The following is a 13451-nucleotide window of genomic DNA, read 5'->3' on the forward strand; positions in this document are numbered from 1 at the left end:
GAATTAATACAAAAGGCTATAGAGTTTACGTCTGTAGCTCGAGGCTAAAGGCTCACCTTTAGGTAAAGTAGCCAGAATATCCAGATAGAGCTTTTTCGCCTCACCAAAGTTCAGATCCTGCTTCAGTATTTCATAGAGCAAGGCCAAAGCTTCAGCCGAACGTTGCACCTGATGGTACTGCACGGCAAGTTGTTGTTGCAGCTCTTTATTGTCAGGATCTGTAGCTAAAGCCTGTTCCAGCGCTTTGACTTCAGGACTATCTGCAGCCTGTTGCGCTAATTCCAGACGCGCTTTCACACTCTGATACACCGCATCCTGATCGGCCATTAATACAGTAGCCAGGGCTTTTTCAGCGGCATCCAACTGACCCAGTTCAACCTGTACCAAAGCAAGCTGTAAACGGATATCCACCCGTTCAAGCGCAAGCTCATTCGCCTCTTTTAATAAAGGATAAGCTTCAGTCCAGTTTTGTTGTTCCAGCAAAGGCAAGGCCTGCTGTAATAATTGATCTTCAGGCTTCGGCAAAAAAGCACTCAGGCGCTGTAAAATAGCCTGCTCTGGTTCTTCACCAGCAAAACCATCCACCGGCTGACCTTCTTTAATAAAGAGCACTGTAGGTAATGAACGCACCCCAAAATGTGCCGCTAATTGTTGTTCCTGATCACAATCCACCACGGCCAGCGTCAGGGCATCCGGATAAGTCTGGGCAATACGCTGCAATACAGGGCCTAAATTTAAGCAAGCCGGGCTGCGCTCTGAATAAAAATAAAACAGTACAGGCTGGGTAAAAGACAGCTCTAGCAGTTCACGGACATTTTCTATAGTAACGGGCTTGATATTGGCTGACACAACTCACCTTTATTTATACAAACCGGACAGCTCCGGTTTTATGGAATGCTTTGCACCACTATGTGGCCGGGACCTTAGATTTGCAAGTCGGGGGTTGTGGGTATGGAGGCTAAATAAGTTCGTGCATTGGCTTTTGGTGAAACTCGCCCCTGCAATCGTTGAAATTGCTTAATTTTACCCTTCACACAAATCACAGGATTTAATCACTTCAACCATTTCACTCACCAGACTATGCTGCTATTGCATTTCCAAAGCTGGAGTATATTTATGCCGACGTTAACACCTAATGACGCCAAACGAAATGTAGGTGAGCTACTTCTGAACGCTTAACGTGAACCGATCAAAATCAGACACACAGGGCAAAAGGTGCCCTACAGTGTGCCTGTAATTAACTCATGCGGGCATTATAAGTGTTTTGGCCAAAAGCCAGCGCGTAAAGCCCATCGCTGACTTGGTTTGTTAGCAACATTTTAAACACTGCAACCTTGGCTTATTTTGGTTGGGTCCCCCTCAAGTTCTACCCAATAGTAAACTCGCATACCGTCACGTTTTTTACGAATTATGTATGTTTGTCCAGCTTTGGCTAAAAACTTAACGCAACCTTCAGAGGTGATTTGACCATTTTGATAATCCACTTTCACTTCGTTGACCCCTTCAAAAATACGGGCGTCTTCAGGGTAGCCTTTTATGAAATCCCCTGCGGCAATTCCATTGATTGAATTAATATAAAGCCGTTCATCTAACGCAATAAAAATGCCATGAGCATGCTCAGAATCAGCTTTTAAATAGGCTGAATTTTCTGGAGTTAAACCTTTTGGCTCATAAGTTGTTGCAGCGCAACCAGTTAAAAATAGAGATAATCCCAGCAACCCTAACACAATTCCATTTTTCATTTTTACACCTAACACCTGAGATATTGTTAACGTTTAAAACTGCGGCGCCCTGAGGCGTCCATTTTTGATATCACTTGTTCGGACTTTGCTTTTTTATGGTGTTTAGAAAATCTTGACTAAATTCCATATTAGGCCAAATTACCTGAGTGCCACCACAAAAGCCTGTAATCCAATTAGATTCATCAGTGAAAGCCACATACTCTTTACCCAGCAGAAATGACATACCATGGCAAGCATCACCATCTAAGGCGGAATAAATAGTTTTAGAGAAACTTCCCTTAAGCATAGAATTATTATCAAAAGTCACTTTTTGATATGAACGTTTTTTATCATCGAATACAATTTCTAGCTTCATTATTTTTCCGTGGAGTACTTTGTGAGCATCTTTAAAGTACTCTTCAGCAGAGCGTTCTATGCAGCTACATGCGAATACGTCCAGTGAAGCTAAAGCTAAACCAATCAGAAATAAAAAACGGTACAAGCAATCTCTCCTCTAACCATAACCCTTTGCTAATGAGCTGCCGCAGCGCAGCGGGGGCAGTCCAGTGGAGGCTTTTTTTGTCGCCGGAACGAAATTAGGCAACTTTTTATCCGCGCTATTGCATTAGTCTGTCAGCCAAAAACTTAATGTGTTGTATTTTTACACCTGACTCTTCGGTATGAACAAGAATTATCCTTGCATGGGCCAAGCCAGTGTCAAAGTTCAATGGCACCAAGTAAACAATAGTTGACTTAGTGTTCCCTGAAATAGACGTTGTAGAATATGAATTTTCTAACGTGAATGGTCCAATACTTTCTAGCTTTCCAAGTGTTGAAACTTTTTTGATGTACATCTGCCATTGTTCAGGTGTTGCTGTACCAAGTGCTTCTTCCGTCATTAACTTTTTGAAAACAGCAAAGTCCCATTTAGCTACTTCAGGCATATTTTCTTTGATAAAAGGAATAAAAGTTTCAGCCGGATCCGCTTTGTTGATAGTTGTAATTACAGCCATACCAATAAAGAAAATAAAAACGCTTAACAGACCAAAACCTAAGTATTTTATAATTTTCACTGAAACCTCTTGCTCTTATAACAACGCTTTTCAAAGGTAGTCCGCCCGCAAGTCGGATATTTTTCTGCCTTATTTTATGATTTTTACTCATATCAAACTAGCGCCGACATACTGTATTTCAACATGTTTTCCTAAACAACTAAAACTAGTGGCAACAAGATGTGCAAACTTGTGGCGCCAAAGCTTGCGATATCTACAGATAACGAACTCTTTGCAGCCAATAACCAAAAACAATTTCAACTACTGGCACCAAATCCCCACTGGGGCCACTCGCTGCGACCTGGGGTCGCCTTTTATGAATTGCATCCATGCAATTCACCCTACGGGCCAGCCTTCGGCTGTTAGAAAGTGCTTCCTGCACTTTCTTGCTTTGGATACTTGTCTTTTGGCGAAGCAAAAGAAAGTATCTCGCCAACGGCGAAACCGCTTTGAATGTCGTTGATGCAATTCGCTATCAGGCGACTATCAGAATGTGAGTGAAAACCTTTCCCGAAGATTTAGTATTCACCGCCATCCATGATGCTATCCGGCCAATGTGTCGCATCGCTGCTACAGCGAGACTTTTTTTGGTCAGACCAGAAAAAGCGGTATTCGCCGCAATCCCTGGCGCTCACCCTCCGGGCCATCGTCGCTACGCTCCAATGTTCAAAAACATTCCTGATGTTTTTGTCGACTTTCGCCGATTATTCCCTTAAATTAGCCATCAAGCCTGCTAAACAAAAAAACGACCAACGAGTCACTTCTAATCAGGCATAGTTTGTTTGACAGACCCCTTACTCTGTCCGTCCACGTAAAAGAAAAATTAGTGCTGTTCTGCTTTGGCAGAGCGGTAGTTTTTGCTTTGAGCCCAATTGCAGCTGCAATGGGGCTTAAAGTTCGCACGTGCAAACTATGAGACCAAACCCATGACAAGCCAAAACACCCAACCAGAACTGCTGTCTGGTGGAGCCATGCTGATCCGCGCCTTAGCTGACGAAGGCGTAGAGTATGTTTATGGTTACCCCGGCGGTGCCGTGTTACACATTTACGATGCCATGTTTCAACAGCATCAGGTGAAACACGTCCTGGTCCGCCATGAGCAAGCCGCGACCCATATGGCGGACGCCTACGCAAGAGCAAGCGGCAAAGCTGGTGTAGTGCTCGTCACCTCTGGCCCTGGTGCTACTAACGCTGTAACCGGCATAGCCACTGCTTATATGGATTCAATCCCTATGGTGGTGATCTGTGGCCAGGTGATGAGCCATCTGATTGGCGACGATGCCTTTCAGGAAACCGATATGCTGGGTATTTCCCGCCCTATCGTCAAACATAATATGTCGGTGCGCCGCCCTGAAGATATTCCGTATTTAGTCAAAAAAGCCTTTTATATAGCGCAAAGTGGCCGGCCTGGTCCTGTGGTGCTGGATATTCCAAAGGATATGACGATCCCAAGTCAGAAGTTCCCTTACGACTATCCAAAAGACATCAAGCTGCGCTCTTATAACCCCAATGCGAAAGGCCACCCGGGACAGATTAAAAAAGCTTTGGCCACTTTGCTGGCCGCTAAACGCCCTGTGTTGTATGCAGGCGGTGGCGTTATTTTGGGCCGGGCTTCAGACGAGCTGACTGTGCTCGCGCGCAAGCTGAATTTACCTGTCACCAACACCTTAATGGGCTTAGGTGCTTATCCGGCTTCTGATCCACAATTTATTGGCATGTTGGGTATGCATGGTACTTATGAAGCCAATCAGGTGATGCATAACGCCGATGTGATTTTTGCCGTAGGCGCGCGTTTTGATGATCGCGTGACCAACGCCACCAAAAAATTCTGCCCTGATGCGACCATTATTCATATCGATATTGACCCGGCCAGTATCTCCAAAACCATTAATGCCCATATTCCTATTGTGGGCCTGGTGAAACCTGTATTGCAGGAAATGCTGCATCAACTGGAGAAAAACAAAGGCGAACTGGATCAGGACGCTTTAGGTAATTGGTGGCATCAAATACAGCAATGGCGTGAAGTGCATGGCGGCCGTTATGACACAAGCCCGTCCCATTTAAAACCTCAGGCTGTCATTGAGGCCGTGCATCGTCATACCAAAGGTGATGCTTATGTCACGTCCGACGTAGGCCAGCACCAGATGTTTGCGGCTCAGTATTATAAGTTTGATAAACCGAATCGCTGGATCAACTCGGGTGGCCTCGGCACCATGGGCTTTGGTTTGCCAGCTGCTATGGGTGTGAAGCTACATTACCCTGAGGCTGAAGTGGTCTGTGTCACAGGCGAAGGCTCTATTCAGATGAATATTCAGGAGCTGTCCACCTGTAAACAATATGGCCTTGGCGTCAAAATCATCAACCTGAATAACGGTTATTTAGGCATGGTGAAACAGTGGCAGGATATGAACTACGACAGCCGCTACTCCAGCTCCTATATGGATTCCCTGCCCGACTTCGTCCAACTCGCCGAAGCTTATGGCCATGTCGGTATTCGGGTTACCAAAGCCGAAGAGTTAGAGCCTGCGTTAGAGCGTGCTTTTGCCCTCAAAGACAAACTGGTGTTTTTAGATATTCATGTCGATCCAACAGAGCATGTGTATCCAATGCAAATACCAGGTGGCGCTATGAATGAAATGTTTTTAAGCAAAACGGAGCGGACTTAAGATGCGGCATATTTTATCTGTATTGCTGGAAAACGAGTCCGGCGCTTTAGCCCGCGTAGTGGGTTTATTTGCCCAGCGGGGCTATAACATTGACTCCTTAACGGTAGCGGCCACAGAAGACCCGACTATTTCGCGTTTGACCCTGGTGACCCGTGGCGATGATCAGGTGATAGAACAAATCACCAAGCAGCTGCATAAGCTGATTGAAGTGGTCAAATTGGCTGATTTAAGTGAATCGGCTCATATTGAACGTGAACTGATGATGGTTAAAGTCAAAACCACGGCAGAGCAACGCGAAGAAGTAAAACGCTGCGCTGATATCTTCCGTGGTCAGATTATTGATATCACAGCCAGCACTTACACCATTCAGGTGGTTGGCACTTCGGACAAACTGGAAGCTTTTATTCAGGCGTTAAACGGCACCCAAATACTGGAAACAGTACGCAGTGGTGTGTCTGGCATTTCACGTGGTGAACGGACTTTAAGCTTGTAACAAACTGATTTTATTTGATTTAATAAAGCGGACTCTGGTCCGCTTTTTTATTTTTATAACATTAGCTCTCACTTACAACCTGTGCTGATACAGCACTTTTCGCTACGACTTTCTTTTTCATATGCCGCCCATACACCAGCTCAAACAATGGTGTAGCCATGAGCGTAGTAACTATAGCCATCAGCACCATAATGGAAAATAACGCAGGTTCGATTACACCAAACTTCAGCGCTATATTGATAATAATCAGCTCCATCAGGCCACGGGCGTTCATTAAAGCGCCGACAGCCATAGCAGTTCTGTTATCACTACCAGTGAGGCGTGCAGCAGCCCAGCACGCAATGCCTTTGGCAAAGACCGAAGCGGCCAGTATCACCAAAGCCACAGACATCACTTCCCAATCGGCCAGTATAGTCAGCTGAGTTTTTAACCCTGAGTAGGTAAAAAACATCGGCAATAATACAAAGATAGTGATTTTTTCCAGGCGTTTACGTAAGTGCTCCACTATGGCACCACGTGGCATGGCAATACCTAAAATAAAGCCGCCGAACACAGCATGTAACCCAACCCATTCCATCGAATAAGCAGAGATAGCAAAGAGCACCAGCAGGAAAGCAAACTGGCCCCAGCTCATTTCACCTTTCACTTCAATACGATCGGCCAGAGGCTGCAGCCAGCCAGTAACTTTAGTAAACATCAGGCTGGCGTATAAAGCGCCGCCCACTATAGCCTTCACAGCCAACAAAGTGCCGCCACCAAAACTGCCTAACACCACTGCCATCACAGTCCAAGCCGCAGCATCGTCTATAGCACCAGCCGCTAAAGCCAAAGCACCTAAAGAAGTACCGGATAAACCCCGTTCATAAATAATACGGGCCAGCATAGGGAAAGCAGTAATAGCTATAGCAGCCCCTAAAAACAACGCAGCATTGCCATAGGAAATATCAGCAGCAAATAAACCCGGTATATCCATCAGCCATACACACAATAAAGCAGCGACGGTAAAAGGCACCAACATACCAGCCAAAGAGACAGCAATAGCACTACGCGCCTGTTGTTTAAACAAACTGGTGTTAAATTCCAGTCCGACTAAAAACATATATAAACCAACACCTAACTGAGCGCCAAAATACAGCACAGGCATAGTGTCAGCAGGGAAGATTTGTTGTTGCCATTCTGGCCAAAACAAGCCGAATAACGAAGGGCCTAACACAACGCCGGCAATCATTTCACCAACCACTTTAGGTTGACCAATAAAACGTGCCAGATAGCCAAAGATTTGCGCTGCGACAAGAATCACCGCCAGTTGCAGCAAAAAGGCGACCACAAACTCTAAAGAACTCATCATTTACACTTCTGTTATTGCTGTTGATTTAAGAATGCGTGTAGTGGGAAAGGTTGTGTTTTGTTGCTTTCATGCCGGTTTAAACCGATCTCTGAAATCGAGACTACAGAGCGGTTTAAACCAGCGCAAGCGAATTTATACCCTCGCCCGCTAAACGAGTGATTAGACGGGAATTTATTTACTCAAATACCACCAGATAAACAGCAGCGAAAAGCCAAATAAGTAGGTCAACCCCAGCCAGGATAACAAGCGGATCCAGGGCTGCATCAGGTGTTTTTGCTGACCCCGCATCAGACGGTAATTCAGCCAGGCAAAAACAGGAGTGGTGACAAAAGCCAGACTCATCGCAAAAGTCAGCATAGGTCCAAGCGCAGATTTAAAAAACAAGATCACCGCCAGACCTGAAGTAGCCTGTGCCAGCAGCCAGTAGTTGTAGCTGTTTTTGCGTTCAGAGTTTTGCCAACCCAACAGCTGGAAGGATTCATTAATAGTTCGGGCATAGCCATCCAGCACGGTCAGCGTAGTGCCAAACATACAAAGGAAAGCCACAAAAGCCACCAATAACCTCGACCAGTCTCCTATAGTACTGGCATACATAGCAACAAACTGGCTGGCATAAGCAGCACCAGCCAATTCTACCTTCTGATCCGAGCCATATTGCACCAAAGCGCCCAGTGACAAAAATACCAGAGCCAATGCAGTGGTACTCCAGTAACCCAAGTTAAAGTCAAACAAACCATCCTTTTTACTGACAGGCGTATGCTGCTGTTTGGCTTTAAGCCACAAAGAATTAATAGCCGAGATTTCAATAGGAGCTGGCATCCAGCCCATCAAGGCCACTAAAAAACCTAAATACATTAGTTGCCATGGCGAAGGCCCGACAAAATCAACCGCTGCAGTTGGGCCTTTGTTAAAGGCAATAATAGCGGCAGCTACTGTGGTGACAGTCAACAACACCATCACCCATTTGGATACAGTGTCGAGCAACTTGTATCGGCCTGCCAATAAAATCAGTAAACAAACCGCCAGCAAGATCAGGCACAGCAGAGTCAGCGACACTTCTGCTGGTACAAAAAACTGCAGTAAACTGGCGGTTAGTAGCAATACCCCTGCGGTATTGACCACTGCTGCTATTAAATTCAGCCAGACAAAACTTAATAAATAACCCCGGCCTTGCTTTTTATAGCCTTCCAGTAAAGTTTCGCCACTTTGCAGGCTGTACTCGACACCAAAGCGGAAAAAGGGGTACTTCAATACATTCACCAGCAAAATCAGTACCGCCAGTTGCCAGCCAAATAAAGCACCAGCCTGAGTGGAAGCCACTATATGTGAGCCTCCAATAGCGGCTGTTGCCAATAAAACACCAGGCCCTAAAGCTTTTAGCCTGCTGTGCCAGTTTGATGAATATCCCTGTTGCATAAGTTTTTGTTTTTATGTTTAAAAAGCCGTGGCCCAGCTTAGCCAAAGCCTAAGCTGAACACCATCAGACAAATGGAAAAACTTCAGAGGTCGGTCCTTCGGCTTGCCGCTTTGCCCCTGCTCTGGCATGCTGATCCTATAGATAAGCCAACCGGAAAGACATTTGTATGAGTCAGGAACCCTTAGTCGATCAGGAAATAATTTTTGAAGTGCTGGAAAACCAGCTGGCCGATAATGATCCAAAACAAGTGAAAGAAACCTTGATGCGTTTATGCATGACAGGCCACAGCAGAGAAGATGCACTGGAGCTGATGGCTTGTGCATTGGCTCCTGAAATGGAAGCCGTGATTGAACGACAGGAAGCTTTTAATCTGCAGCGCTATATCGAACATCTGGCCTTGTTACCGGAAATGCCTTGGGTAACTGAATAAGCGGACTGGACACAAGTCGGGCGGGGATAAACCCGCGCCCCTACAACGCAATTTGCAAAATAAATCCGTAGGGGTGACCTTTATGGTCGCCCGTCTGTAACGCCGCTGCGGCATCAAGCGCGCAGGATAAAATCCAAAGGCATTGGTGTTGCAGCAAGGCGACAAGTGATTGAGACCCCAGGAGCATAGTTGTCCTATGTGACTGGGGCGAAGAGCGCAGTCAACGCCGCTGCGGCGCCAAGGACGCAGGATTTTCAGAAATAGATGATCATCTCGGCTGCTTCACAGCGACAATCAAAACCACAACGCACACATTCATAACCGTTATGGCTGTCTTGCCGCCATTTATCCGGATGAATTTTTACCAGTTGCCCACCTTGTTTTGTGAAGTACTTCACTGCTGCATTGCCCGGGCTTTGCCGCCATAAATGCGCTACCCCTGCTTTTGCGCCTTGTTGTTTTAATGCAGCTATGGAGCGGTTCATCAGCTCTCCCCCTATGCCATGGCCTTGCCAATCCGGGGCTATGGTGTTGCATTTAAAATAACAGGTGTCGACTACAGCTGTGTGCCATAACTCAGTGCTACACCACTGATCAGGTTGCCACTGCCCGGCCGCCCAGCATAATCTGAACCCTACCAGTTGCTGATCCGCATAAGCCACAAAGCTGGCATCTATGCTCTGTTTAATACTTAACTGGTGGTAATACGCCAGAGACTGCTGATCCAGATAACCATCACCATGCACCTGATTGGCTAATTGCAGCAAAGCAGCATAATCCTGCAACTGAAGCTGGCGGTATTGAATAGCTATGGAATGCATAAATGGCTCTTGGTTTTTCCTGTGGTTCTTGCCATGATCGCCAAAAGTTTCATCCAATACAATAGACCCGCATCACAAGAGGAACAACGGATGTACGACCCGCTTATCGACCCTCATCCCGGCCAGGGCCAGGCTTACCCACACAGCTATTGGGCCGATCATTCAGGCATAGCACCAGCAGATGATGGTCAGTTGCAACAGGATTTATCAGTGGATGTCGCTATTATTGGTGCTGGTTACACAGGTTTATCCTGTGCTTATCATCTGGCGACTGAACATGGCGTAAAAGCTGTGGTGCTGGAGGCCAACAAAACCGCCTGGGGTTGCAGCGGCCGTAATGCCGGTTTTGTGCTGAAGTCTTCTGGCCGTAAGCCTTATTCGGTGATGCGAAGCCAGTATGGCGAAGAGGTGATGCGTGGTATTTACCATGAATTTTGTGCTGGTCTTGAAACCGTCAAATCGTTGATTGCCACAGGCATAGAGTGCGATCAACAGGAAGCGGGTTATTTGCGTATGGCCCATAAGCCATCAATGATCAAAAGCCTGCAGCAACAAGCCCAGTTACTACAAAAAGAATTTGGTTATCAGGTTGAGTTATTCAGCCGTGACGAGCTGCATCAGCATTTTGTCGCCGATCAGCATGCCTATGCGGCCTTGCGTTTTTATGATGGTTTTGGCGTTAACCCGTTAAAACTGGCATGGGGTTATCAGCAACTGGCGCAAAAAGCCGGAGCTAAAATTTATAGCTCAAGCCCTGTCACTCAGTGGCAACAGGACGGTGAACAGCAGTTGCTTATTACTCCGCAAGGCACAGTGCGGGCAAAAAAAGTGGTGATTGCCAGCAACGGCTACACGCCAAAGCTGCTGCACAGCGCTGTGCAGTCCCGTACCTTACCTGTGTTGTCGCAAATTATTGTGACAGAACCTTTGTCTGAAGCCCAACTGGCCGCCTGCAACTTTTTAACCTCGCAAGTCATTATGGATACCAGAGCGCTGAAGTATTACTACCGTAAATTACCGGATAACCGCATTTTGTTTGGTGGCCGCGGCGCTATAACAGGTCAGGGCGCAGAGGATCCTTATTTTGCTCACCGCTTGCTTGAGGTTTTAAAACTCAGTTTCCCGGCTTTACAGTCACTCAAATACGACTACAGCTGGTCAGGCTGGATTTGTATGACACTGGATGATATTCCACATCTGGCTCAGGCCGATGACAAAGGCAATGTGCTGTACAGCATGGGCTATTGCGGCAGCGGTCTGACATTCTCAGTTCAGGCAGGCAAACGACTGGCAGAACGTTTAATGGGAGTGCCTTTACCCGCCATTCCAATCTATCAGAAAGCTTTGCCGCAGTTTCCTTTGCCAGCGTTGCGACGTTTGGGCCAGTGGGGCTATTTTCATTATGGTATGGTCAAAGACCGCTGGTTCTAATCCTCTTAGTACAGATCGAAAGTACAGATCGAATTGGACGCGAGACGGGCGGGGATAAACCCTGCCCCTACCGAAGCTGCAGCAATTTCTTGGGTATATAAACAGAGTCAGGTAAACTGGCGGCCATATCTGGAGTGAGAAAAAACATCATGAGTTCAAGCAAAGCGTTAAAAAAGAAAATCAGTAAAAGAGCCAAACAAAAGAAAAACATTCTGGTGAAGAACTCTATCCGGTTAAAACAAAAAGCGGAAGAAGCTCAGACTGAAAACACTGAGACCGATGTTACTCAGGTTGAGGCAACTCAAGCTCCTGATTCACCTCTGAAAAATACTTCAGCTGCAACTGAGTAAAAATAGGTTCTTGCTGCACCTCAGCCAGAGCCTTATCAAATTTTTTCCTTAATTGCGCGTTTTTAAAAGCCGCTCTGTATAAACTGGGCTGAAACACTGGTGCTAGATCAAAAGGCTGCATACTGTGGCCTGCCAGTTTGGCATAGTAATAAAAGATATTTCGGTCCATCACCACTACGTCACAACGCTCCAGTAATAACATCTGTAGTTGCTGACTCTGATTTGCCACTTCCTGATAATTCAGCACCAGAGGCACCAGTTGCTGATATTCAGGGCCTAACAAAATGCGGGCATTATGAAAAGCCACCACAGAATAGGGTTGTAGTTGCTCTAAGCTACGCAACTGCAAACTTTTGGACGACAGACTGGCGGCGACATTCTGATAACGGATATAAGGTTGTGAATAAAATAGCTGTTTCTGCTCAGGATCAGGCCTTTGCAGAGTTGCTATATCCCCCCTTCCTGCCAGCATTAAATCTTTAATCCTGGCATTGGGCACATGCAAAAAAACGGCGTCGTAGCCCATTTTTTTGCTTAACAAACGTAATAAATCCAGCTCATAACCTGAACTGTCGTTTAAGTCGATATAGGGGGGTTTATCCAGGCCAACCAGAATGGTCAGCTCTGTTTTAGCTTGAGCCGTTAAACTAAAGACGATACATAAAAACAACAACCATCTCATGCGTTTACCTCTATACCAGCCGTTAGAATAAGTTTAGTCTGGATCAGATTATCCTTAATCTGCAAAGGCCATTCTGTATGTCAGCATCAGTTGAGATCCAACACCATCCTCAAGAGCATCGCTTTGTTATTCAGTGGGCAAAAGAACAGGCAGAGCTTCTATATAGCCTTGACCCAAACAGCGGGAAAATCAACTTTTACCGCACTTATGTTCCAGAAAATGCCAGAGGACAAGGTTTGGCTAAAAAATTGGTGGAAACAGGCCTGAGCTGGGCCAAAAAACAGGGCTATCAGATAGAAGCCAGTTGCTCTTATGTGTTGCCCTTTTTAAAGAATTAACACATGAACCAAAAATGTTTAGGGCGACAGCGCACAGACAATCAGGTTGCGGCTTGAAATAACGGTTCAGTTTGAGTACAGCTTGACAGGCCTACACTCTTTTCAACTTCATTGCCGCAGGCAATCGAACTTTATAACAAAGAATTGGGGTGTATGATGAACAAGTCTCTTATTGCAGGTTTAGTAGTAGGTGGTATCGCCGTTACTGCTTTAGGCTCTATGGCAGGCTACAGCTATTTAGATAAAGCACCGGAATACGCCGAAGTAGTTGCCAGCAAAGCTGTGTATGAAAGTTACAACGTGCCGGTTGAACAATGTACCGATCAAATTGTGCAGCAAAAAGCAGCTGTACAGGATCAACATCAAATCGCAGGTACAGTGTTAGGTGCTGTGGTAGGTGGTGTACTGGGTAATCAGGTTGGCGGTGGTTCAGGTAAGAAGATTGCAACTGTTGCAGGTGCTGCAGCTGGTGGTTATGCCGGTAAACAAGTGCAAAACGACATGCAGAACAAGGATGTGGAAAGCACAACCCGCCGGGTTTGTAAAACTGTACAGAAGAAAGAGCAACGAGTTGTTGGTTACGACGTAACCTATTTGTTGGACGGTAAAGTCCACAAAACGCGTTTAAATGAAGAACCAGCAGAACGACTGCCGGTGAAAGATGGCAAGTTGCTGACAGCAAGCGCCAACTAAGAAAATGCC

14 protein-coding genes are annotated in these 13451 nt (G+C 46.1%); 6 read left to right on the plus strand and 8 right to left on the minus strand.

The features are described 5' to 3' along the window. Positions 1 to 3: 3 nt before the first annotated feature. The 4 genes from RHEIN_RS11060 to RHEIN_RS20430 all read right to left on the minus strand — a co-directional run bounded on the left by RHEIN_RS11060 (position 4) and on the right by RHEIN_RS20430 (position 2794). Positions 4 to 849 (minus strand): tetratricopeptide repeat protein, encoded by an 846-nt coding sequence (locus tag RHEIN_RS11060; RefSeq protein ID WP_008899058.1) that lies wholly within the window; start codon positions 847 to 849, stop codon positions 4 to 6. 470 nt (positions 850 to 1319) lie between these two features. Further along, complete coding sequence (locus RHEIN_RS11065; protein WP_008899059.1) at positions 1320 to 1742, minus strand: hypothetical protein; 423 nt, start codon at positions 1740 to 1742, stop codon at positions 1320 to 1322. A 70-nt stretch (positions 1743 to 1812) separates the two neighbouring features. Further along, on the minus strand, positions 1813 to 2223 hold the full coding sequence (locus RHEIN_RS11070) for a hypothetical protein (RefSeq protein WP_008899060.1): 411 nt from the start codon (positions 2221 to 2223) through the stop codon (positions 1813 to 1815). A gap of 115 nt (positions 2224 to 2338) precedes the next feature. After that, on the minus strand, positions 2339 to 2794 hold the full coding sequence (locus RHEIN_RS20430) for a hypothetical protein (RefSeq protein ID WP_008899061.1): 456 nt from the start codon (positions 2792 to 2794) through the stop codon (positions 2339 to 2341). Between the two features lie 905 nt (positions 2795 to 3699). Here RHEIN_RS20430 and RHEIN_RS11085 point away from each other — a divergent pair. Further along, positions 3700 to 5439, plus strand: coding sequence for an acetolactate synthase 3 large subunit (locus RHEIN_RS11085; protein ID WP_008899062.1), 1740 nt, complete (start codon positions 3700 to 3702; stop codon positions 5437 to 5439). Between the two features lies 1 nt (position 5440). Continuing rightward, complete coding sequence (gene ilvN / locus RHEIN_RS11090) at positions 5441 to 5932, plus strand: acetolactate synthase small subunit (RefSeq protein WP_008899063.1); 492 nt, start codon at positions 5441 to 5443, stop codon at positions 5930 to 5932. Positions 5933 to 5993: 61 nt separating this feature from the next. Here the strand turns inward: ilvN and RHEIN_RS11095 are convergent, their stop codons facing one another. Both RHEIN_RS11095 and RHEIN_RS11100 read right to left on the minus strand, forming a co-directional pair. Then, positions 5994 to 7280 (minus strand): cation:proton antiporter, encoded by a 1287-nt coding sequence (locus RHEIN_RS11095; protein ID WP_202797816.1) that lies wholly within the window; start codon positions 7278 to 7280, stop codon positions 5994 to 5996. Positions 7281 to 7451: 171 nt separating this feature from the next. Beyond that, complete coding sequence (locus RHEIN_RS11100; RefSeq protein ID WP_040555049.1) at positions 7452 to 8696, minus strand: NRAMP family divalent metal transporter; 1245 nt, start codon at positions 8694 to 8696, stop codon at positions 7452 to 7454. Between the two features lie 167 nt (positions 8697 to 8863). Between RHEIN_RS11100 and RHEIN_RS11105 the strand changes: the two genes are divergently transcribed. After that, a complete protein-coding gene (locus tag RHEIN_RS11105) occupies positions 8864 to 9127 on the plus strand; it encodes a hypothetical protein (protein WP_008899066.1) in 264 nt (87 codons plus the stop codon). A 254-nt stretch (positions 9128 to 9381) separates the two neighbouring features. Here RHEIN_RS11105 and RHEIN_RS11110 read toward each other — a convergent pair whose 3' ends face one another. Beyond that, on the minus strand, positions 9382 to 9948 hold the full coding sequence (locus tag RHEIN_RS11110) for a GNAT family N-acetyltransferase (protein WP_008899067.1): 567 nt from the start codon (positions 9946 to 9948) through the stop codon (positions 9382 to 9384). Between the two features lie 90 nt (positions 9949 to 10038). Between RHEIN_RS11110 and RHEIN_RS11115 the strand changes: the two genes are divergently transcribed. Further along, positions 10039 to 11379 carry an NAD(P)/FAD-dependent oxidoreductase gene (locus RHEIN_RS11115; protein WP_008899068.1) on the plus strand — a complete coding sequence of 447 codons (1341 nt, stop codon included), beginning with the start codon at positions 10039 to 10041 and terminating at the stop codon, positions 11377 to 11379. 282 nt (positions 11380 to 11661) lie between these two features. On the opposite strand, the gene RHEIN_RS11120 is transcribed toward RHEIN_RS11115, so the two are convergent. Continuing rightward, entirely contained in the window at positions 11662 to 12411 is a 750-nt protein-coding gene (locus RHEIN_RS11120) for a substrate-binding periplasmic protein (RefSeq protein WP_008899069.1), read from the minus strand. A 77-nt stretch (positions 12412 to 12488) separates the two neighbouring features. Here RHEIN_RS11120 and RHEIN_RS11125 point away from each other — a divergent pair, with 77 nt between their 5' ends. After that, a complete protein-coding gene (locus RHEIN_RS11125) occupies positions 12489 to 12749 on the plus strand; it encodes a GNAT family N-acetyltransferase (protein WP_008899070.1) in 261 nt (86 codons plus the stop codon). 153 nt (positions 12750 to 12902) lie between these two features. Then, complete coding sequence (locus tag RHEIN_RS11130; protein ID WP_008899071.1) at positions 12903 to 13442, plus strand: glycine zipper 2TM domain-containing protein; 540 nt, start codon at positions 12903 to 12905, stop codon at positions 13440 to 13442. Positions 13443 to 13451 lie beyond the last annotated feature (9 nt).

Origin of the sequence: Rheinheimera sp. A13L (assembly GCF_000217935.1) — a bacterium.
In the GTDB taxonomy this organism is placed as follows: domain Bacteria; phylum Pseudomonadota; class Gammaproteobacteria; order Enterobacterales; family Alteromonadaceae; genus Pararheinheimera.